Origin of the sequence: Stenotrophomonas sp. YAU14D1_LEIMI4_1 (genome assembly GCF_003086815.1) — a bacterium.
Classification (GTDB): domain Bacteria; phylum Pseudomonadota; class Gammaproteobacteria; order Xanthomonadales; family Xanthomonadaceae; genus Stenotrophomonas.
This window is the reverse complement of sequence record NZ_CP025997.1, coordinates 4,298,755-4,319,112: the sequence shown is the minus strand read 5'-3', so window position 1 is coordinate 4,319,112 and position 20,358 is coordinate 4,298,755. Positions and strand designations below refer to the sequence as shown.

17 protein-coding genes are annotated in these 20,358 nt (G+C 67.6%); 11 read left to right on the top strand and 6 right to left on the bottom strand.

Translation table 11 applies throughout. The annotated features are described in order from the left end of the window. The first annotated feature begins 254 nt into the window (after positions 1 to 254). The 6 genes from rpmH to C1932_RS19715 all read left to right on the top strand — a co-directional run bounded on the left by rpmH (position 255) and on the right by C1932_RS19715 (position 8,003). On the top strand, positions 255 to 395 hold the full coding sequence (gene rpmH / locus C1932_RS19740) for a 50S ribosomal protein L34 (RefSeq protein ID WP_005411729.1): 141 nt from the start codon (positions 255 to 257) through the stop codon (positions 393 to 395). A gap of 5 nt (positions 396 to 400) precedes the next feature. Beyond that, positions 401 to 895, top strand: coding sequence for a ribonuclease P protein component (rnpA, locus tag C1932_RS19735; protein ID WP_108751428.1), 495 nt, complete (start codon positions 401 to 403; stop codon positions 893 to 895). Next, positions 895 to 2,610, top strand: coding sequence for a membrane protein insertase YidC (yidC, locus tag C1932_RS19730; protein WP_108763293.1), 1,716 nt, complete (start codon positions 895 to 897; stop codon positions 2,608 to 2,610). The genes rnpA and yidC overlap by 1 nt, the downstream gene beginning before the upstream one ends. A gap of 101 nt (positions 2,611 to 2,711) precedes the next feature. Continuing rightward, a complete protein-coding gene (locus tag C1932_RS19725; RefSeq protein WP_108763292.1) occupies positions 2,712 to 5,384 on the top strand; it encodes a polysaccharide deacetylase family protein in 2,673 nt (890 codons plus the stop codon). 3 nt (positions 5,385 to 5,387) lie between these two features. Next, positions 5,388 to 6,737 carry a tRNA uridine-5-carboxymethylaminomethyl(34) synthesis GTPase MnmE gene (gene mnmE, locus C1932_RS19720; RefSeq protein ID WP_108763291.1) on the top strand — a complete coding sequence of 450 codons (1,350 nt, stop codon included), beginning with the start codon at positions 5,388 to 5,390 and terminating at the stop codon, positions 6,735 to 6,737. 150 nt (positions 6,738 to 6,887) lie between these two features. Beyond that, positions 6,888 to 8,003 carry a glycerophosphodiester phosphodiesterase gene (locus C1932_RS19715; protein WP_108763290.1) on the top strand — a complete coding sequence of 372 codons (1,116 nt, stop codon included), beginning with the start codon at positions 6,888 to 6,890 and terminating at the stop codon, positions 8,001 to 8,003. A 127-nt stretch (positions 8,004 to 8,130) separates the two neighbouring features. On the opposite strand, the gene C1932_RS19710 is transcribed toward C1932_RS19715, so the two are convergent. Together C1932_RS19710 and C1932_RS19705 are read right to left on the bottom strand one after the other, a co-directional pair. Continuing rightward, positions 8,131 to 8,901: a rhomboid family intramembrane serine protease gene (locus tag C1932_RS19710; RefSeq protein WP_108763289.1), complete on the bottom strand. Its 771-nt coding sequence runs from the start codon at positions 8,899 to 8,901 to the stop codon at positions 8,131 to 8,133. Between the two features lie 106 nt (positions 8,902 to 9,007). Continuing rightward, complete coding sequence (locus tag C1932_RS19705) at positions 9,008 to 9,970, bottom strand: TerC family protein (RefSeq protein WP_108751422.1); 963 nt, start codon at positions 9,968 to 9,970, stop codon at positions 9,008 to 9,010. 377 nt (positions 9,971 to 10,347) lie between these two features. Between C1932_RS19705 and C1932_RS19700 the strand changes: the two genes are divergently transcribed. Then, positions 10,348 to 11,517: a class I SAM-dependent rRNA methyltransferase gene (locus tag C1932_RS19700; protein WP_108754671.1), complete on the top strand. Its 1,170-nt coding sequence runs from the start codon at positions 10,348 to 10,350 to the stop codon at positions 11,515 to 11,517. A gap of 45 nt (positions 11,518 to 11,562) precedes the next feature. Here the strand turns inward: C1932_RS19700 and C1932_RS19695 are convergent, their stop codons facing one another. Both C1932_RS19695 and C1932_RS19690 read right to left on the bottom strand, forming a co-directional pair. Then, positions 11,563 to 12,465 carry a hypothetical protein gene (locus C1932_RS19695; protein WP_159094572.1) on the bottom strand — a complete coding sequence of 301 codons (903 nt, stop codon included), beginning with the start codon at positions 12,463 to 12,465 and terminating at the stop codon, positions 11,563 to 11,565. Further along, positions 12,462 to 13,277: a protein klaA gene (locus tag C1932_RS19690; RefSeq protein ID WP_108763287.1), complete on the bottom strand. Its 816-nt coding sequence runs from the start codon at positions 13,275 to 13,277 to the stop codon at positions 12,462 to 12,464. The genes C1932_RS19695 and C1932_RS19690 overlap by 4 nt, the downstream gene beginning before the upstream one ends. Before the next feature lie 154 nt (positions 13,278 to 13,431). Here C1932_RS19690 and C1932_RS19685 point away from each other — a divergent pair, with 154 nt between their 5' ends. After that, positions 13,432 to 14,664, top strand: coding sequence for a dipeptidase (locus tag C1932_RS19685; RefSeq protein WP_108763502.1), 1,233 nt, complete (start codon positions 13,432 to 13,434; stop codon positions 14,662 to 14,664). 80 nt (positions 14,665 to 14,744) lie between these two features. Here C1932_RS19685 and C1932_RS19680 read toward each other — a convergent pair whose 3' ends face one another. Together C1932_RS19680 and C1932_RS19675 are read right to left on the bottom strand one after the other, a co-directional pair. Continuing rightward, complete coding sequence (locus C1932_RS19680) at positions 14,745 to 16,172, bottom strand: amino acid permease (RefSeq protein ID WP_108763286.1); 1,428 nt, start codon at positions 16,170 to 16,172, stop codon at positions 14,745 to 14,747. Positions 16,173 to 16,427: 255 nt separating this feature from the next. Then, positions 16,428 to 17,330: a LysR family transcriptional regulator gene (locus C1932_RS19675; RefSeq protein ID WP_108763501.1), complete on the bottom strand. Its 903-nt coding sequence runs from the start codon at positions 17,328 to 17,330 to the stop codon at positions 16,428 to 16,430. Positions 17,331 to 17,441: 111 nt separating this feature from the next. Between C1932_RS19675 and C1932_RS19670 the strand changes: the two genes are divergently transcribed. From C1932_RS19670 to C1932_RS19660, 3 genes are all read left to right on the top strand, one after another. Beyond that, on the top strand, positions 17,442 to 18,509 hold the full coding sequence (locus C1932_RS19670) for an aldo/keto reductase (protein ID WP_108763285.1): 1,068 nt from the start codon (positions 17,442 to 17,444) through the stop codon (positions 18,507 to 18,509). 39 nt (positions 18,510 to 18,548) lie between these two features. Next, positions 18,549 to 19,544 (top strand): aldo/keto reductase, encoded by a 996-nt coding sequence (locus C1932_RS19665; RefSeq protein ID WP_108763284.1) that lies wholly within the window; start codon positions 18,549 to 18,551, stop codon positions 19,542 to 19,544. A 67-nt stretch (positions 19,545 to 19,611) separates the two neighbouring features. Beyond that, positions 19,612 to 20,268 (top strand): suppressor of fused domain protein, encoded by a 657-nt coding sequence (locus tag C1932_RS19660; RefSeq protein WP_234412223.1) that lies wholly within the window; start codon positions 19,612 to 19,614, stop codon positions 20,266 to 20,268. Positions 20,269 to 20,358 lie beyond the last annotated feature (90 nt).

The following is a 20,358-nucleotide window of genomic DNA, read 5'->3' as shown; positions in this document are numbered from 1 at the left end:
CGGCAATAATCGTCCGGTGGCCGGTGGATAGGCGCGACAACACGCCCAGACACAGGCCGGAAAGGGGGAAATGGATGGCTCAGACTACCACCGCGCGCGCGCCTTCGGAATGGTTGTCCCCCACTTATTCACAAAAACATCCACAGCTATTGCACAGGCCGGTGAATTCGCGTAGTCAACAGGGGTTGACGGGAGGGGGGCGACCTCTCTAGAATTTCCGGTTCTTTCCCGTCCCATTCATACGAGAGGCCCACATGGCCACCAAGCGCACCTACCAGCCCAGCAACCTCAAGCGTAAGCGCGACCACGGCTTCCGTGCCCGTATGAAGACCGCTGACGGCCGCAAGATCCTGTCGCGTCGCCGCGCCAAGGGCCGCAAAGTCCTGAGCGCCTGATTGCCATGCCGCTCACCGCGGCAGACGCAATCCCTTCGACAGTGAATACTGCAGACCCGCGCAAGCGATTCCCTCGCTCTGCGCGGGTTCGCACGCGTGCCGAATATTCAACGGTCTTCAACGGCGCCCGCCGTGTGTCCGATCCGCTGATGACCCTGCACTGGCTGCCGGCTGACCGGCCGGCCAGGCTGGGTCTGGCGGTTTCCCGCAAGGTCGATCCGAACGCCGTTGGGCGTAACCGGATCAAGCGCGTCCTGCGCGACATCCTGCGTCAGACACGTACCGACATCCAGCCAGGCGACTTCGTCGTCGTGGCCCGTAGTGCTGCGCGTTCCGCCAGCAACGACGACATCCGCCAGGCCTTCCTGCGCCTGCTGCGGCGACTGCGCGCATTGCCCGCGCCGGGCGTGGACGGCACAATGCCGCCGCCTGATGGCATCGCAACTCCCTCTTTGACCGAGCCGGCATCGCGTTCCGGCCCCGCTGAGCCTGCCCGCTGATGAACCAGACCCGCGTATTCCTCATTTTTGCCTGGCTGATGGTGGCCGTGCTGCTGTGGATGGAGTGGAGCCGTGAAACGGCCGCCCCGACCCCGGCCCCGACCAGCAGCTCGGCCCCGGCCGCTGCACAGAGCGTTCCGGGCGCGACCCCGGGCAGCATCCCCAGTGCACAGGTTCCCGGCGCGCCGGGCCAGGCCGCCGCGACCCAGGCCCAGGCCAGCGCGACCCCGGCCGCCCAGCGCGTGACCGTCACCACCGACGTGCTGCGCCTGGTGCTGGACGGCGGCCGCGTGCTGGACGCCGAGCTGCTGCAGTTCCCGCAGAGCAAGGATGAAGGCAGCCCGCCGGTTCGCCTGCTGACCGAAGACCCCGCGCACCCCTACAGCGCGATCAGCGGCTGGGCCAGCGAAGACAAGAGCGCCCCGGTGCCCGGCGCCGATGGCTTCAAGCTGGTCGGTAATACCCGCGACTTCGTGCTGGCCGACGGCCAGAACGAACTGCAGATCCCGTTCGAATGGACCGCCAACGGCGTTACCATCAAGCGCACCCTGACCGTCTCGCGCAACGAGTACGCCGTGCGCTTCAAGGACGAAGTGATCAATGCCGGCGCCGCGCCGTGGAACGGCTACGTCTACCGCACCCTGGACCGCACCCCGACCATCCTGTCGCGGAGCATGACCAACCCGGATTCGTTCAGCTTCAATGGCGCGACCTGGTACGACAACGACAAGAAGTACCAGCGCCGTGCGTTCAAGGACTACCTGGAAGATGGCGCGCTGAACCAGAACATCACCGGCGGCTGGCTGGCGATGCTGCAGCACCACTTCTTCACCGCGTGGATTCCGCAGAAGGACCAGACCGCTCACTACGTGCTGTCGCAGGTGGCCGGTCGTGACCTGATCGAAGCGCGTGGCCCGGCCTTCACCGTGGCCCCGGGCCAGTCCACCAGCACCGAGGCCCGCCTGTGGGTGGGCCCGAAGCTGGTGAACCAGATCGCCAAGGAAGACGTGCCGGGCCTGGACCGCGTGGTCGACTACAGCCGCTTCTCGATGATGGCGGTGATCGGCCAGGGCCTGTTCTGGGTGCTGAACCAGGTGCACAAGCTGGTCGGCAACTGGGGCTGGGCGATCGTCGGCCTGGTGGTGCTGCTGAAGCTGGTGCTGTACCCGCTGTCGGCCACCCAGTACAAGAGCGGTGCCAAGATGCGTCGCTTCCAGCCGCGCATCGCGCAGCTGAAGGAACGCTATGGCGATGACCGCCAGAAGTTCCAGACCGCGATGATGGAGCTGTACAAGAAGGAAAAGATCAATCCGATGGGCGGCTGCCTGCCGATCCTCATCCAGATGCCGATCTTCTTCGCCCTGTACTGGGTGCTGGTGGAATCGGTCGAACTGCGCCAGGCGCCCTGGTTCGGCTGGATCCAGGACCTGACCGCACGCGACCCGTACTTCATCCTGCCGGTCATCAACGTGGCGGTGATGTGGTTCACCCAGAAGCTGACCCCGGCACCGGGCATGGACCCGATGCAGCAGAAGATGATGCAGTTCATGCCCCTGGTGTTCGGCGTCATGATGGCCTTCATGCCGTCCGGTCTGGTGCTGTACTGGGTGGTGAACGGCGGCCTGGGCCTGCTGCAGCAGTGGTGGATGACCAAGCGCCACGGCAGCGAGCCGGTGGCAGCCAGCACCGCCCCGGCCCCGGTCAAGAAGAAGTAACCCGACCGGCCCAAACGACGCAAAAGCCCGCCGCAAGGCGGGCTTTTCGCATGCGGGGGTAGAATCGCCCGCACACCGCTTCTCCCACCTTCGAGTCCGCCATGCCGCGAGTGCCGTCGTTTCGCCTGTTCCTGCCCTCGCTGCTGTTGACCCTGGTCGTTGCCGGCTGTGGCGACAAGGACGCGAAGGCGCCGGCGAGCGCGGTGACCCAGCCCAGCGCACAGGCCGCCGCCGCCGCTGATCCAGCCGCGGCGCCGCTGCTGGCCGCGCTGCAGAAGCAGCTCGATGGCTACCGCCGCATCGTGGTGCTGCTGGCCGACGAAGAGCAGCAGAGCGCCGCCGACCGTGGCACCTCCACGCGGATCGGCCAGCAGTTGTTCCACGACGGCCTGGAGCAGCGCAGCGCCATCGCGGCGCAGTTCGACAGCCTGCTGCGCAGTGGCAGTCCGCAGCGCTTCGCCACCCTGGGCACGGTGCTGGACTACATCGAATCGGCGCCGGAACTGTTCGACGCCGACCGCCTGGCGTTCCGCGAAGTGCTGCGTGACCTGCACGACCGTGTCGGTGCCGACTCCTCGCTGCCGGCGGTGAAACTGCACCAGCGCATCGGCGAAGACCTGGACGCGCTGGACGAGATCGAACGCAACTACAACCAGGAACTGACCCGCATCTTCAGCCGCTTCGAGCGCACCCGCGCCATCGACCTGAAGCGCGAGAAGTGGGACGACTACATCGCCCACCTGCACAAGGACTACAGCCGCGAGGCGATCCTGCGCGACTACGGGGTGATCGAGCCGTACCCGATGTCGATGAAGGACAGCGACCGCGAGATCTTCGGCCGCGACCTGCCGCCGAAGACCGTGGTGCTGACCTTCGACGATGGCCCGCACAAGGCCTACACCGATGAAGTGGTGGCCATCCTCAAGCGCTACGACGTGCCGGGCGTGTTCTTCGAAGTGGGTCGCAACCTGGGCAAGGTCGAGAGCGATGGCAAGGTCACCCTGGGGCCGATGGCCAAGATCAGCCGCAGCCTGATGGAAGAAGGTTACGCGGTGGGCAACCACAGCCTGACCCACGCCCAGCTCTCGCGCACCACCGGCGATGCGCTGCGACAGCAGGTGCTGGACACCGACACCCTGTTGAAGGACGTGGACAGCAAGCGCGCGCCGCTGTTCCGCTTCCCGTATGGGGCACGCAACGCCGAAGGCCTGCAGTTGCTGAACGAAGCAGGGCTGAAGTCGATCATGTGGAACATCGATTCCATGGACTGGGCCGACCCGGTGCCGGAATCGATCGTGCAGCGCGTGCTGGGCCAGGTGAACAAGGAACAGCGCGGCATCATCCTGTTCCACGATATCCACGACCGCGCGGTGAAGGCGCTGCCGCAGATCCTTGATCGCCTGATTGCCGATGGTTACCAGTTCGCCGGCTGGAACGGCCGCGAGTTCACCGTCGCGCGCCCGCGCAAGGGCGCCAGCAACGATGCCACCGTCACCACGGGCTACGAGAAATCGTGGGCGATCGTGGTCGGCATCGACAACTACGCCAAGTGGCCGAAGCTGGAATACGCCAGCCACGATGCACAGGCGGTGGCCGATACGCTCACCGGGCAGTTCGGCTTCCCGTCCTCGCAGGTGATCGTGCTGAAGAACGAACAGGCCACCCGCAATAACATCCTGGCCGCCTTCCACGACCGCCTGGCCGACGACCGCACGGGGAAGAATGATCGCGTGTTCGTGTTCTTCGCCGGCCACGGCGCGACCCGCCAGCTCGCCTCGGGACGCGACCTTGGCTACATCATTCCGGTGGATTCGGACCCGAAGGAATTCGCCACCGACGCCATCGCGATGACCGATATCCAGAACATCGCCGAGAGCATGCAGGCCAAGCACGTGATGTTCGTGATGGATGCCTGCTACAGCGGCCTGGGTCTGACCCGCGGCGGCCCTTCGTCGTCGTCGTTCCTGCGCGAGAATGCACGCCGCAGCGCGCGGCAGATGCTGACCGCCGGCGGCGCCGACCAGCAGGTGGCCGATGCCGGCCCGAACGGCCATTCGGTGTTCACCTGGGTGCTGCTGCAGGCATTGGCCGGCAAGGGCGATCTGAATGGCGATGGCCTGATCACCGGTACCGAGCTGGCCGCCTACGTGGCGCCGGCGGTGTCGGCCGTTTCGCAGCAGACCCCGGCCTTCGGCAGCCTGCCCGGTTCGCAGGGCGGCGAGTTCGTGTTCCAGGTGCCGGACAGCCAGGAATACCTCAACGCCGATACCCGCCAGCTGACCGCCGATGCGATCGCGCTGAACAACAAGGTGGACGCCGCGCAGGACGCCAAGAACACCCAGGCGCCGGTGACCGTGGCCGACCTGCAGGGCGGCAAAGCCAGGCTGGTGGTGCCCACGGCCGGCCCGGCCTCGGACCGCCAGCGCGCGCAGCAGGCCAACGACCGCGGCCTGCAGCTGTACCGCGAGAAGCAGTACGACGAAGCCGCCGCGCAGTTCGCCGAAGCACTGAAGCTGCGTCCGGACTTCGCCCAGGCCGCCAACAACCTTGGCTTCGTCTACTACCGCCAGCAGCGCTACGCCGAAGCGGCGCGCTGGCTGGAAAACACCTTGAAGATCGACCCGTCGCGCGCGGTGGCCCACCTCAACCTGGGCGATGCCTACTTCAATGCCGGCGACAAGGCCAAGGCGAAGCAGGCCTACACCACCTACCTGGCGCTGCAGCCGCAGGGCAGTGGTGCCGCACAGGCGCGCGCACAGCTGGAGAAGCTCTGAGCCATGAACGATGTGACCCGCACCGACACCATCGTCGCCATCGCCAGCGCGCCCGGCGCGGGCGGTGTCGGCCTGCTGCGCCTTTCGGGCCCGCGTGCCGCCGCCATCGCCACCGCGCTCGGCGCGCCCACGCTGCGCCCGCGCCACGCCCACTACGCGCGCCTGCGTGATGCCGACGGCGAGGTGATCGACGATGGCATCGTGCTGTGGTTCCCGGCGCCCAACAGCTTCACCGGCGAAGAGGTGGTGGAACTGCAGGGCCACGGCAGCCCGGTGCTGCTGCAGCAACTGGTGGCGCGCTGCATCGCCCTGGGCGCGCGCCAGGCGCGGCCGGGTGAGTTCAGCGAACGCGCCTTCCTCAACGGCAAGCTCGATCTGGCCCAGGCCGAAGCCATCGCCGACCTGATTGCCGCCGGTGACAACCGTGCCGCGCGTGCCGCACGGCGTTCACTGGACGGCGTGTTCTCGCGCCGCATCGACGCGGTGGTGGAACAACTGGTGCTGCTGCGCATCCACGTGGAAGCGGCCATCGACTTCGCCGACGAACCGCTGGATACCCTGGGCGGCGCGCAGGTGCGGCGTGGGCTGGAACAGGCGCGCGGCGACCTGGCCCTGCTGCGCCGCGATGCAGAGCGCGGCCGCCGCCTGCGCGATGGCCTGCATGCGGTACTGATCGGCCCGCCGAATGCCGGCAAGAGCTCGCTGCTGAATGCACTGGCCGGCAGCGAACGCGCCATCGTCACCGACATCGCCGGCACCACGCGCGACACGTTGCGCGAGACCATCCGCTTGGACGGGCTGGAGCTGACCCTGGTCGACACCGCCGGCCTGCGCGATGGCGGCGATGCCATCGAACGCGAAGGCATGCGCCGCGCCCATGTGGAGATCGAGCGCACCGACCTGGCCCTGATCGTGCTGGACGCGCGCGACCCGGCTGCCGGCGAGGCCGCGCTGGGGCAGGCCGTGGCCGCCGTGCCGCACAAGGTCTACATCCACAACAAGTCCGACCTGCTGGACGCGCTGCCCGCACTGGACGACCCGGACCGCGTACTCGTTTCGGCCGCCACGGGCGCAGGGTTGGACGACCTGCACGCGCGCCTGCGCAGCATCGCCTCGGCCGGGGCAGGGGAGCAGGTGGACGGTGAGTTCTCCGCGCGTACCCGCCACGTGGATGCGATCGAACGTGCGCAGGAACACGCACAGCGCGCCGATGGCGAGCTGGCCCACGAACATCTGGAACTGGCCGCCGAAGAACTGCGGCTGGCGCACGACGCGCTGGGCGAGATCACCGGCCAGATGAGCGCCGATGACCTGCTGGGCAGGATCTTCTCCAGCTTCTGCATCGGCAAATAGCGCAAGGGTCAGATCCCCGCAGGGGCTCTGACCCCGCACCGCCAACCCATGGGGTCGGAGCCCCTGCGGGGATCCGACCCCCTGCTTCCCCCGGCTGTCACATTCCCGCCGCATACTGACGGCCATCACAGACCGTTTGGGGACGTCGCAGTGAAGTCGTGGGGTTGTGCGTTGCTGTTGTCGCTGGCCGTGGCACCATCGGTGGCCATGAGTGCTGAATCGTCCACCCCGACCGCGCCCAAGGCGCTGGTCTACGGCCATCGCGGCGCCAGTGCGCTGCTGCCCGAACACACCCTGGCCGCGTATGCCCAGGCGATTGCCGATGGCGCCGATTACATCGAACCGGACCTGGTGATGACCAAGGACGGGGTGATGGTGGCCCGCCACGAGAACGAGATCGGTGGCACCACCGACGTGGCCGAGCACGAGGAATTCGCCAAGCGGAAGACCACCAAGGTGATCGACGGCCAGCGCGTGACCGGCTGGTTCACCGAAGACTTCACCCTGGCCGAGCTGAAGACCCTGTACACCCGCGAGCGCCTGCCGGAACTGCGCAGCACCGCCTTCGATGGCCAGTTCCGCATCGCCACCCTGGACGAGATCCTGGCCTTCCTGGTGCAGCAGGCCGGGCGTGCCAACCGCGGCATCGGCCTGGTGCCGGAGATCAAGCACCCGACCTATTTCCAGTCCATCGGCCTGCCGATGGAAGACGCACTGCTGGCCGCGCTGCGTGGCAATGCTTATACCAACGTCGGCCCGGTCACCATCCAGTCGTTCGAGACCGCCAACCTGCGCTACCTGCGCGGCAAGTTGGGGCGTGGCAGCAACATCCGCCTGCTGCAGTTGATGTGGAAGGGCGAGGTGAAGCCGGCGGACATCGCCAAGGCCGGTGGCAGCCTGACCTACGCACAGATGATGACCCCGGCCGGTCTTGAGCAGATCGCCACCTATGCCGATGGCATCGGCCCGGAGCTGCGCTCGATCATTCCGCTGCAGGCCGATGGTGCGCTGGGCACGCCCACGACCCTCGTACGCGATGCGCATGCGGCCGGGCTGCTGGTGATTCCCTACACCTTCCGCCCGGAAAACCACTTCCAGGCCAGCAACCTGCGCAAGGGCGCGGACAACGCGCGCAACCCGGAAGGTTCGATTGCGGAAATGCGCGCCTACCTGGCGACGGGCATCGATGCGTTCTTCACCGACGACCCGGCACTGGGCCGGCAGGCGGTGGATGGCACGGGCGCGGCGGGGAATGCGGCGGATTGATGCACCCGTGGTAGGTGCCAACCTTGGTTGGCACACAACAACCGCGCCGACCAAGGTCGGCCACTACCGGGCCGTGAAGACCCCGAATGGGGTCAGAGCCCCTTCGGGGATCTGACCCCGCCACCGGTCAACCGCGCGGGTCTTCCGGGCGGCGGAACGGAATCACCACGTAATCCGGCCCTTCGCGCGGCTGCCACAGCACTGGCACGCGCTGCGGCGACGGCGGCTCCAGCTCGTCGTCGGCCAGCGGCTGCACCTCGTCTTCTTCGTCTTCCCAGCTGTAGTGCGGGCGCGGCGGCAGCGGGTCGGCGTTGCGGAACAGCAGGGCGGCGATGATGCCGGCAAAGGCACCGCCCATGTGCGACTGCCAGGACACGCCGTCAGCATGCGGCAGGATGGTCATCAACATGCCGCCGTAGAACAGCATGCCGATCAGGCCGGTAGCGATGGCTGCGCGGTCGCGGCGCAGCAGGCCCAGGCTGGCCAACAGGAACATCAGCCCGTGGGTGACGCCACTGGCGCCCAGGTGCACGCTGCCCGGGTTGCCCAGCATCCACGCGCCAACGCCCGAGCCCAGCCACAGCAGGGGCAGGGCACGCAGGGTCGCCTTCGGATAGACACTGCCGGCCAGGGTGCCCAGGATCAGGATCGCGATGCTGTTGGCGGCGATGTGCTCCACCGAAGCATGCAGCATCGGCCCAGCGATCAGGCCCAGCAGGCCCTTGGCTTCCAGCGGGGCCACCGCCCACGGTCGCCAGTCGAAACTGCCCTGCAGGGCGAACACGACCACCAGCACCAGCACGGCGGCCAGGCTGGTGTTGAACGCCCGCACGATGCGCTGGCGGTCATTGCGGGGGGCCGGCACGTCGCCGGCGGGCAGGGGCGCGTTGTTGTCCATGCTTCAGCAATGGCGGTGGCTGGCGCGAAACCAAGGCCACCGCTGCGGGAGAGTGGGCGCGGCCGGCGGGACAATCCCGCCGGCCGTGTTGCAGGCCCGGCCAGGATCAGGCCGCGCCGGTGCCTTCCTTCGGCGGGTACTTCAGGCTGAGCACCACGGTCGCGGCGATGATCACCGCCACCACGCCCAGCGACACCGGGGTGGGAATCTTGAACAGGTCGATGATCATCATCTTGATGCCGATGAAGCCCAGCACCAGCGCCAGACCGTACGGCAGCAGGTGGAAGCGGTCAGCCATGCCGGCCAGCAGGAAGAACATGGCGCGCAGGCCCAGCACGGCGAACACGTTGGAGGTGAGCACGATGAAGGGGTCGGTGGTGATGGCGAAGATGGCCGGGATGCTGTCCACGGCGAAAATCACGTCGGTCACCGCGATCAGGATCAACACCGCGAACAGCGGGGTGAACCAGCGCACGCCATCGCGCTTCACACTCAGCGCGTTGCCTTCATAGCCCGGCAGCAGGCGCAGATGCTTGCGCATCCAGCGCAGCGCCGGGTTGGTTTCCAGATCCGGTTCCTGGCCGGCGGCGAACCACATCTTCCAGCCGGTGAACAACAGGAAGGCGCCGAACACGTAGAGCAGCCAATGGAACTGGCTGATCAGCACGCTGCCAGCGAAGATCATGATCGTACGCAGCACGATCGCACCCAGGATGCCGATGATCAGCACCTTCTGGCGCTGTTCCTCCGGCACCGCGAAGTAGCTCATGATCATCAGGAAGACGAAGATGTTGTCCACCGCCAGGGCTTTCTCGACCAGGTAGCCGGTCAGGAACTCCAGGCCCACCTTGTTGGCCACGACCTGGCCGGCGGTTTCACTGAGGTAGAACCACAGGCCCGCGTTGAACAGCAGGGCCAGGGCGACCCAGCCGATGGACCACCACAGGGCTTCCTTGAAGGTGACCTTGTGCGGGCCACCGTGACGCATCAACACCAGGTCGACCAGCAGGGCGATGATCACCACCGCCACGAAGCCGCCCCACATCCACACATTACCGATCGTCTGCATTGGGAATATCCGTTGGAAAGATGAATGCCAGGCCGTACGGCGAGGATCTGCAACGGAGGATCGGGAGGGGGATCCAGGGACAGAGCTTCGCCAGTACGGCGAAGGTCTCGCTCGCAACCCCACGCGGGTGGGATTGCCGTTGCACCGGAGCCTGCGGGCTCGAATTGACGGCGACAACGTCTGGGAGCTACTCCCCTTCTGGCGCCGATTCTGCGGCCTGGCCGGCCCGCCGTCAAATGGCCGGCCAGCCGGGGTCAGATCCCCGCAGGGGCTCTGACCCCGTTCCGCCTTGGTAGGTGCCAACCTTGGTTGGCACGCTGGTCGGGGTCAGAGTCCCGTTGGGGATCCGACCCCGGCTGCCGGTTTACAATAGGCGGATGAATACCCCCCTGCCCGTTGTCCGCCTGAAGAATGCGTGGCGTTCCAGCCACCCGTGGATCTTCCAGAAGCTGGTCGAAAAGCCGACCGTCCGCCCCAAGCCCGGTTCCATCGTCGACGTGGTCGGCATTGATGGCGAATTCATCGGCCGCGGGTTCTACAACGGGCACTCGCGCATTGCCGTGCGCATCCTTGAAATCGATCAGAACGTGCCGGTGGATGCCGGCTGGTTCTCGCGCAAGATCGCCCAGGCGGTGTCGCTGCGCCGTGAGGTGCTGAAGCTCGACACGGTGTCCGACGCCTGGCGCGTGGTGCACAGCGAAGGCGACGGCCTGTCCGGCCTGGTGGTCGACCGCTACGGCGACCTGGTGGTGGTCGAATTCTTCGCCGCCGGCATGTTCCGCCACCGCGAGTGGATCTACGACGCGCTGCGCGAGCAGTTCCCGGGCTGCCGTTTCCACAGCTTCGCCGACGAACACGTGCAGAAGCAGGAAAGCTTCGACTTCCACGGCAACACCACCACCGAAGCATCGGTAATCACCGAGTACGGCATCAAGTTCCGTGCCGACCCGGCCGGTGCGCACAAGACCGGCTTCTTCGCCGACCAGCGCGAGAACCGCGAGTGGCTGAGCCAGCAGGTGGAAGGCAAGCGCGTGCTGGACCTGTGCTGCAACACCGGTGGCTTCGCCGTGTACGCGGCCGCGCGTGGTGCGTCGGAAGTCGTCGGCATCGACATCGATGAAGACGTGATCCAGATTGCCAAGGGCAATTCGCGCCTGAACAACGTGCGCCCGAAGTTCGTCCAGTCCGACATCTTCCCGTGGCTGCGCGATGCCGCCAACCGCGGCGAGCAGTACGACGTAGTGATCCTGGACCCGGCGAAGATGACCCGCGACCGCGACCAGGTGATCACCGCGCTGAAGAAGTACCTGGACATGAACAAGCTGGCGCTGGGCGTGGTGAAGCCGGGCGGTCTGTTCGCCACGTTCTCCTGCACCGGCCTGGTGGCAGAGGACCAGTTCCTGGACATGCTGCGCCGCGCGGCGTACTTCTCCGGCCGCACGATCCAGATCCTGAAGGTGGCCGGCGCCGGTCCGGACCATCCGTTCATGGCGCACGTGCAGGAATCGCGCTACCTGAAGGCCGTGTTCTGCCGCGTGGTCGACTGATTCCGACCTGTCGCGTCGAGCCGCGTTCGACGCGACAGGTGTTGATCAGTTCAGTCGAGCATGGCTCGGCGCTGCATCTGCCCCACCCGGTGCCGATGGCCCCTGCAACTGCTGCAGCAGGCCATTGATCACCCGCGCCCGCCCGCGCACGTGGTACCCCAGCGTGGTCAGGCCGATGCCGGCGACGATCAGCAGCAGCAGTGACCAGGCGATCGCCAGGCCAACGACATGCTGCACGCCGCTGCGCAGCCAGTGGTCGCGTTGCCACGCCTGGCTGCCTGCCGAATAGGGAAGCTTGGCCTTGGCTTCGAAGCGCGCACGGATCACCGCGGGCACGGCGATGCCGATGTCCTCGCCGCGGGCGATGGCCAGGCCGGTGTCGTTCAGGGGCGCGGAGGCGCGTGCCAGTGAGCGCTGCGCCTGTAGATAGCCCTGCCATTGCGGGCTGAGCGCGGCAAATCCCGGGCTGTCGATGAGCGCGGGCAGCTGAGAGCTGTCGAGCTTGCTGCCATCGCCGGCCTCAGACCGGCTGAAGTCGGGACTGACGAAGCCGTTGCCAACCAGCAGGGCCACCAGCACCGAGCCACCGATCACGAACGAGAAGGTGAAGTGGCGCACGCCGCGGTTGAGCAGCACCCTGCGCAGGCCGAATCCCATCCAGACCAGCAGGCCGCCCACGATGCTCAGGTTGGCCAATGCCAGCAGGGCCAGCGTCGAAGGCACATTGCCGTAGCCGGCGGGAACGTGCGCCGACGGCGGACTGCCGGTCAGGCCCTGCAGCAGCATGATGGACAGCAGCGCCGTGGCCGGCAGCACCGCGAAACACGCCAGACCCAGAGTGCGTGCGAACGAACCCCGGCGGTACAGCGCGCGCAGGCCGGGAACGGCTTCGACCCGCGGCTGCAACGCTGCCGGCACCTGCAGTGGATCGGTCCTGGAAGACGTCATGCCGGTGCTCCGGAGGTGCGCAGCAGCTGCTGCAGGGCCTGTTTCAGCTGGTCCTGTGCTTGTGCCGCACGCGCCACCATCTGCGGGCTGGCGTTGTCGCTGTTCTGCAGGGCCTGGATGGTCTGCCGCCAGATCGGCAGCAGGATCTGCACGGTTTCGCAGTAGCGGTCGAGCAGTTCAATGGCGTGGTTGCGCGCCAGCTGCACCTGGATGCGGCTCATCGAATGGCTGGCCAGCAGCGCGGTCAGGTTCGCCACCCGCCGCTGCAGGCGTTCCACGGGGCGGTCCAGCACCAGCGGATCGTCGCTGGCGCCGCTGTCGGCCGGCAGCTCCTGCAGGAACTGCACGCCTGCATCGATGTAGATCTGCAGGCGCGCCCCCTGTTCGTCGTGTGCATCCAACTGTGCATTCAAACGGTCCACGCTGCTGCGCACCGCAGCGGCCTGGTGCTCGACTTCGGACAGCACGTCACCGTTGCCGCCCATCGCGATGCGCCGGCGCAGCCGCCGTTCGATATCGGCACCGGTGAACCGGTCCCACCAGCTGGCGCGTTCCAGCAGTGCATTGGGGTCGTGTTCGGAAAGGCGGCTGACCAGATCGGCCAGTGCCCGGGCCAGCGCGTGGGCACTGCCTTCCTGCCACGCCGGCTCCGCACTGGCACTGGCCAGGTCGGCCGGTCCGTAGCGGCCGATGTCGATGCGCCCCAGGAACAAGGCCGGCAGCACATCGCGCTTGAGTTGCTCGACGCTGAGCGGCGCGCTGTCAGGCGCAGGGTGTACGGTGGGAAGCGGTGGCGGCACGGGATGGGACATTGGAATTCCGTTTCAGCGGGGGCGCAGCGTGTGGGCTGCCGCTGTCGATAGCGGCTGCCGCTGAGTGTAATGGAGTGCGCGCGGCCGCTTGGCACTACCGGTGGTGGCCGCCGCGGCGCTATGGTCGTGCTCTTCCCATTGCCGGTGGATGCCCATGCCGTCGTTGCGTCGCCTGTCCCTGCTGCTCGCCCTGGCGCTGAGTGCGCCGCTGTCCGCCCATGCCGTTGAATTCAGCGCGCAGGAACTGGCCCGAGCCAAGGCCCTGCAACAGCGCCTGCTGACCCTGGACAGCCACCTGGATACGCCAGCCAACTTCGGCCGCAGCGGCTTTGACATCGACCAGCGCCACGACCACAACGCGCTCTCGCAGGTCGACTACCCGCGCATGGTGGACGGCGCACTGGATGGCGGCTTCTGGGCCATCTACACCGACCAGGGCGACCGCAGCGCCGCCGCCCACCTGGCCGAGCGCGACCATGGCCTGCAGCGCCTGCTGGAGATCCGGCAGATGCTGGCCGCCAACCCCGAGCGCTTCGCGCTGGCGCTGACCGCCGATGATGCTGCGCGGATCAAGGCCGAAGGCAAGCGCGTGGTCTACATCAGCATGGAAAACGCCAGCCCGCTGGTGGCCGACCCCACGCTGCTGAGCTTCTACCACCGTGCCGGCCTGCGCCTGCTCAGCACCGTGCATTTCGCCAATAACGAATTCGCCGATTCGGCCACCGATCCCAAGGGGCCGGAGTGGAAAGGCCTGAGCCCGGCCGGCAAGGACCTGGTGCGCGCGGCGGTGAAGCTGGGCATCGTCATCGACCAGTCGCACGCGTCAGATGCCGTGTTCGACGATCTGCTGGCGATGATGCCGGTGCCGTTCGTGCTGTCGCACAGTTCGGCCAAGGCGGTCTACAACCACCCGCGCAATCTGGATGATGCGCGCCTGCGCAAGCTGGCCAAGGCTGGCGGGGTGATCCAGGTGAACGCCTATGGCGGCTATCTGATCGACACCGGCAAGACGCCCGAACGCAAGCAGGCCGAAGAAGCGCTGAGCAGGAAGATGGGGGGCTGGGAAGGCATGACCATCGCCCAAGGCGTCGCACTGCAGCAGGCCGAGCAGGCACTGGACCACGAACATCCGGTACGCCACGCCAGCCTGGACGACTTCTTCGCCCACTTCGAGCACATCCTGAAGGTGGTCGGCCCGGAGCACGTGGGCATCGGCCTGGACTGGGATGGCGGTGGCGGCCTGAGCGATCTGCCCGATGTCAGCCAGCTGCCGAAGATCACCGCCTGGCTGCTGCGCAAGGGCTACACCGAGCAGCAGATTGCCGACATCTGGGGCGGCAACCTGCTGCGGGTAATGCGCCAGGCGCAGGCCTACGCCGAGACTTGATCGGGACCGCGTGATCGCCGGGCATGGCCCGGCGCTACCTCATTGTTCCGGTAGCGCCGGGCCATGCCCGGCGACGCGGATCAGCGCGCGATCACCGCATTGCGGCGGCTGTACACGAAGTACAGCACCAGGCCGACCACGTTCCACAGCAGGAAATACAGCTGGGTGGTGTGCGGCAGGCTGATGAACAGGTAGATGCAGCCCAGTGCGGCCAGCGGCCCCACCACGAACGCCAGCGGCGTGCGGAAACTGCGCTCGCGGTTGGGTTCGCGCAGGCGCAGCACCACCAGGCAGATGCCCACGGCGGTGAACGCGGCGAGGGTACCGGCATTGGCCAGCGCCGCGATCTCGTCCAGGCGCGCCACACCGGCCAGCGCCGACACCACCACGGCAGTGAACAGCGTGGTCGCCACTGGCGTACCGGTGCGCGCGCTGACCTTGGACAGGCGGCGCGGCAGCAGGCCATCACGGCTCATCACGAAGAAGATGCGGCTCTGGCCATACAGGAAGGCCAGCAGCACGGTCGGCAGGGCGATAATGGCGACCACGCCGATGAACATGGCGGCCTTGGGGCTGCCGAGTTCGCGCATGATCAATGCCAGCGGCTCGGCACTCTGGCCGAACACCGCATAGCTCATCGCACCCACGGCGGCCAGCGCCACCAGCACGTAGACGATGGTGCAGCCGACCATCGAACCGATGATGCCGATCGACAGGTCGCGCGCTGGGTTCTTGGTTTCTTCGGCTGCGGTGGAAATGGCATCGAACCCATAGAACGCGAAGAAGATGATGGCCGCTGCCGCCATCACGCCGCGCTCCACCCCGTCCGGGCCCATGGATTTGGCGAAGCCGTGCGGCATGAACGGTTGCAGGTTGCTGCTGTCGAAGGCGGGCAGGGCCACGGCCACGAACACCGCCAGCGCGATCAGCTTGAACACCACCAGGATCGCGTTGAGGGTGGCGCTTTCCTTGGTGCCGGCCATCAGCATCAGTGCCACCAGCCAGGTGATGACGATGGCCGGCAGGTTGATGAAGCCGCCGGCGACATGCGGCCCGGCGGCCAGCGCCGCGGGCAGGGTGATGTCGATGCCGAACTGGGTGTGCACCCACTGCAGGAAGCCGACGAAGTAGCCCGACCAGCCCACCGCCACGGTACTCACCACCAGCGAGTACTCCAGGATCAGGCTCCAGCCCACCACCCAGGCGAACACTTCGCCCAGCGCGCTGTAGCTGTAGGTATAGGCGCTGCCGGCGGCCGGCATCATGGTCGACAGTTCGGCGTAGGACAGCGCGGCGCAGGCGCACACCGCGCCGGCGATGGCGAAGGAGATCAGCACCGCCGGGCCGGCCAGGTTGGCGCCCACGCCGATCAGCGTGTAGATGCCGGTGCCGACGATGGCGCCGATGCCCAGGGCGATCAGGTGCGGCCAGCTGAGGGTCGGGACCAGCCGCCGGCCGGCTTCATGGTCGGTGACGGAATCTAGGGACTTGCGCCGGAGCAGGGACATGCAGGCCTCGGAAGGGGATGACTTGGAACGACAAGTTCCCGAGTGTGACCCAACGCAGCGCAGCATTACCACTGACGGGGGTCATGCCCGCCCTGTCGCGCGCTGCGCCCCGACCAGGGTGACGGAATCGGCATAAACGGTCACCCGGTCACGTCGGGCATGCCCGACGGCTTCGGGTGGGGAGAGTCGAGCTTGCTCGACTGCCGGAGATCAACGGCGGCCAACCAAGGGTGGCCACCACCAGGGCAGCGGCGTTTACCGCTCAGGCATTGCCGCACGCAGGTGGTCGATGAACACCCGCAGCTTGGGCGCCATCTGTTCGCGCGCCGGGTAGTACAGGTGGAAGCCGGGGAATGGCGGCTGCCAGTCCTGCAGCACGCTGCGCAGGCGGCCGGCGGCAATGTCGTCGGCCACCAGCGAGGCGAAGCCCTGGGCCATGCCCAGACCATCCAGCACGGCGCGATGGGCGACGCCGGCATCGTTGAACACCAGCCTGCCGGCCACCTCCACCTCCAGGTCGTGGCCCTCGCGGCTGAATTCCCAGGGCATCAACCGGCCATTGGCAAGCCGGTGCACGATGCAGGCATGGTCCTGCAGGTCGTGCGGGGTCTGCGGCACACCGTGGCGTTCGAAGTAGGCCGGCGTGGCCACCACCACCTGTCGTTCGGGCGGTCCAACCGGCACGGCAATCATCCCCTGCGCCAGCGATTCGCCCAGGCGGATGCCGGCGTCGAAGCCCTCGGCGACCAGATCGGTCAGCGCCGGGTCCACGCACAGTTCCACCTGCACCTGCGGGTAGCGCGCGAGGAAATCGGGCAGCCGCGGCAGCACCATGCGATCAGCGACGATGCGCGGCAAGGTCACCCGCAGCCGCCCGGCCGGCACCGAGCGCGCGCTGTCCAGCTCGGCGAAGGCCTGGTCGATCTGCTCCAGGCCGCCGCGCACGCGCTGCAGGAAGCGTGCGCCGTGTTCGGTCAGGCCCACCCGCCGCGTGGTCCGCTGCAGCAGGCGCACGCCCATCTGTGCTTCCAGCGCGCGCACGCTCTGCGACAGCGCCGAGGTCGACACCCCCAGGGCGTCGGCGGCGCGGGTGAAACTGGCATGGTCGGCCACGTGGACGAAGGCGACCACGGCGGTAAGCGGCGCAGAGGCGTCAATTGTGAAGCCTTCCTTCAAGGTGAGTCCGGTTGTACGCAGTTTATCCACATGATCGACAGGAGGAAGCTGGCTTCCCCGGCGGATGTACCGCCTGCGTGATGGAGACCTGCAATGTCGCTCGACCACTACCGCCTGCTGGGCCGCTCCGGCCTGCGGGTCAGCCCGATGGCCCTGGGCACGATGACCTTCGGCACCGACTGGGGCTGGGGCGCGGATGAAGCCGAGGCCCGTCGCATCTTCGACGCCTACGTCGAACGTGGCGGCAATTTCGTCGATACGGCCAACAACTACACCAATGGCAGCGCCGAAACCCTGCTCGGCCGTTTCGCCCAGGGCCGGCGCGACCGCCTGGTGATTGCCAGCAAGTACACCCTGGCCACCGTGCCGGGCGACCCCAACAACGCCGGCAACCACCGCAAGAGCATGCTGCGCTCGGTGGAGGACAGCCTGCGCCGGCTCGGTACCGACTACCTGGACGTGCTGTACCTGCACGCCTGGGACGACACCACCGGCGTGGACGAGGTGATGCGCGGCTTCGACGATCTGGTCCGCAATGGCAAGGTGCTCTACGCCGGCATTTCCGATACACCGGCCTGGCAGATCGCACGCATGCAGACCCTGGCCGACCTGCGCGGCTGGGCGCCGCTGGTGGCGTTGCAGATCGAATACAGCCTGATCCAGCGCAGCGTGGAACACGAACTGCTGCCGATGGCGCAGGCGCTGGGCCTGGGCGTGGTGGCCTGGTCGCCGCTGGGCAGCGGCGTGCTGACCGGCAAGTACAGCGCCGCCGATCTGGCCCCGTCCGAGGCGCTGGACGCCACGCCGGGGGGCTCACGCCGCAACGTCGCCCTGATCAACGGCGCGTTGGCCCCACGTTCGCTGCAGATCGCCGATGAAGTCCGGCAGATCGCCCAGGATCTGTCGCACTCCCCGGCCCAGGTCGCGCTGGCCTGGCTGCTGCAGCGCCCCGCTGCCGGTGCCCTGCCCATCGTTGGCGCCCGCACCCTGGCCCAGCTCGAGCACAACCTGGACGCGCTGGACCTGCAGCTGCCTGCCGACGTCATCGCCCGACTGGACGCGATCAGCGCCGTCGCCCCGTCCTTCCCGCACGACTTCCTGCAAATGCCGCTGCCACGCATGTTGATGAGCGGCGGCACCCGCCTGCAGCCGCGCGCCTGACCACTTCCACCCGGAGACTTCCTGATGAACCCCACACCGATGACCACCCGCACCCTCGGCCCCGCAGGCCCCACCGTGTCCGCCTTGGGCCTGGGCTGCATGGGCATGAGCGCCTTCTACGGCGGGCGCGGCAGCGAAGACGCGGCCATCACCCTGATCCAGCAGGCCCTGGACCGTGGCGTCACCCTGCTCGACACCGCCGATGTGTACGGCCCGCACAGCAATGAACGCCTGCTCGGCCGCGCCATCACCGGGCGCCGCAACGAGGTGTTCCTGGCCAGCAAGTTCGGCCTGAAGCTTGATCCGGGCAACCCGCAGGCACGGGGCATCGACGGCCGCCCGGAATACGTGCAGGCCGCCTGCGAGGACAGCCTGCGCCGGCTGGGCGTGGACCACATCGACCTGTACTACCAGCACCGCGTCGACCCGGCGGTGCCGATCGAAGACACCGTCGGTGCGATGGCGCGGCTGGTGGAACAGGGCAAGGTGCGCTGGCTGGGCCTGTCCGAGGCCTCGGCGGCCACGATCCGCCGCGCCCACGCGGTGCACCCGATCACCGCAGTGCAGAGCGAGTACTCGCTGTGGTCGCGCGAACCGGAACAGAATGGGGTGCTGGCCACCACCGCCGAACTGGGCATCGGCTTCGTGCCGTATTCGCCGCTGGGCCGGGGCTTCCTGACCGGTGCCATCCGCAGCCCGGATGATTTCGAGGCCGACGACTACCGCCGCAGTTCGCCGCGCTTCCAGGGCGACAACTTCGCCCGCAACCTGGCGCTGGTGTCGCAGGTGCAGGCGCTGGCCGCCGAGCTGCAGATCACCCCGGCACAGCTGGCCCTGGCCTGGGTGCTGGCGCAGGGTCCGCACCTGGTGCCGATCCCGGGCACCACGCGTCTGCCACGGCTGCAGGAAAACCTGGGCGCGCTGCAGGTGCAGCTGGGCGCGGACGTGCTGGCTCGACTGGATGCGGTGTTCCCGCTGCATGCGGCGGCCGGGGCACGCTACCCGCAGGCCGTGCTGGCCACGGTGGACCGCTGAAACGACGGGCGGGGCCGCGCTATCCTGCCGCCTCGCCCGCAACCGCCAAGGACGCACGATGGCCCCCATGGACGACGACACCCTACTCGAACGCAGCTGGGAAATCCGCGAAGAGACCCTGTACAAGCAGCACTTCGGCGACACCGGCCCGGGCATCTACCCGCTGGACATGGACCTGCTGCACGGGGTGTTCCAGCAGGAGGACATCGATCCGCGCTGGCTGCACGTGGGCGTATTCGCCTGCCCCCCACATGGCGAGCGCCGGCACTGGGTGTATGTCAGCTCGGGCCTGTCCAACGCCTGGGAAGGTGCGCACGAGGACGGCGATTCGGGCTTTGGTGTCGAACTGCTGCTGGAAACGCGCGACGAAGCGCCGTGGGCACTGACCACCCTGCGCTGGTTCACCGCCTACCAGCTGCTGCTGTGCCATTCGCGCATGCCGGGCGGGCCGCTGGCGCCGTGGCATCGTTTGAAGCTGGGCATGCCGGTGGACCGTGCCGAAAGCGAACTGCAGGCAATGGTGTTCATTCCCTCGCCGCACTTCCCCGGCCCACAGCAGCTGCCCTCCGGCCGCTTCGATTTCCTGCAGCTGCTGCCGCTGACCCTGGAAGAACATGCCTTCGGTCGCGAACACGACTTTGAAACGGTGCTGGCGCAGTTGACCGCGGCTGGCGCCGCGCCGGTGGTCGACCCGAAGCGAGGCGGAATCGACCTGGCACCGTAGCGTCGAGCCTGCTCGACTGAAGGAGTCGTAGAGTCGAGCTTGCTCGACTGGCACGGAAAATCAGTCGAGCAAGCTCGACTCTACGAAGAG

Bases quoted from the DNA above. Each gene is read 5' to 3' on its own strand.
- C1932_RS19705 (WP_108751422.1), bottom strand. From the start codon at position 9,970: ATGCAGACGATCGGTAATGTGTGGATGTGGGGCGGCTTCGTGGCGGTG.
- C1932_RS19685 (WP_108763502.1), top strand. From the start codon at position 13,432: ATGCCGTCGTTGCGTCGCCTGTCCCTGCTGCTCGCCCTGGCGCTGAGT.
- yidC (WP_108763293.1), top strand. From the start codon at position 895: ATGAACCAGACCCGCGTATTCCTCATTTTTGCCTGGCTGATGGTGGCC.
- C1932_RS19695 (WP_159094572.1), bottom strand. From the start codon at position 12,465: ATGACGTCTTCCAGGACCGATCCACTGCAGGTGCCGGCAGCGTTGCAG.
- C1932_RS19700 (WP_108754671.1), top strand. From the start codon at position 10,348: ATGAATACCCCCCTGCCCGTTGTCCGCCTGAAGAATGCGTGGCGTTCC.
- C1932_RS19665 (WP_108763284.1), top strand. From the start codon at position 18,549: ATGACCACCCGCACCCTCGGCCCCGCAGGCCCCACCGTGTCCGCCTTG.
- rnpA (WP_108751428.1), top strand. From the start codon at position 401: ATGCCGCTCACCGCGGCAGACGCAATCCCTTCGACAGTGAATACTGCA.
- C1932_RS19660 (WP_234412223.1), top strand. From the start codon at position 19,612: ATGGACGACGACACCCTACTCGAACGCAGCTGGGAAATCCGCGAAGAG.
- C1932_RS19680 (WP_108763286.1), bottom strand. From the start codon at position 16,172: ATGTCCCTGCTCCGGCGCAAGTCCCTAGATTCCGTCACCGACCATGAA.
- C1932_RS19690 (WP_108763287.1), bottom strand. From the start codon at position 13,277: ATGTCCCATCCCGTGCCGCCACCGCTTCCCACCGTACACCCTGCGCCT.
- C1932_RS19710 (WP_108763289.1), bottom strand. From the start codon at position 8,901: ATGGACAACAACGCGCCCCTGCCCGCCGGCGACGTGCCGGCCCCCCGC.
- mnmE (WP_108763291.1), top strand. From the start codon at position 5,388: ATGAACGATGTGACCCGCACCGACACCATCGTCGCCATCGCCAGCGCG.
- rpmH (WP_005411729.1), top strand. From the start codon at position 255: ATGGCCACCAAGCGCACCTACCAGCCCAGCAACCTCAAGCGTAAGCGC.
- C1932_RS19670 (WP_108763285.1), top strand. From the start codon at position 17,442: ATGTCGCTCGACCACTACCGCCTGCTGGGCCGCTCCGGCCTGCGGGTC.
- C1932_RS19725 (WP_108763292.1), top strand. From the start codon at position 2,712: ATGCCGCGAGTGCCGTCGTTTCGCCTGTTCCTGCCCTCGCTGCTGTTG.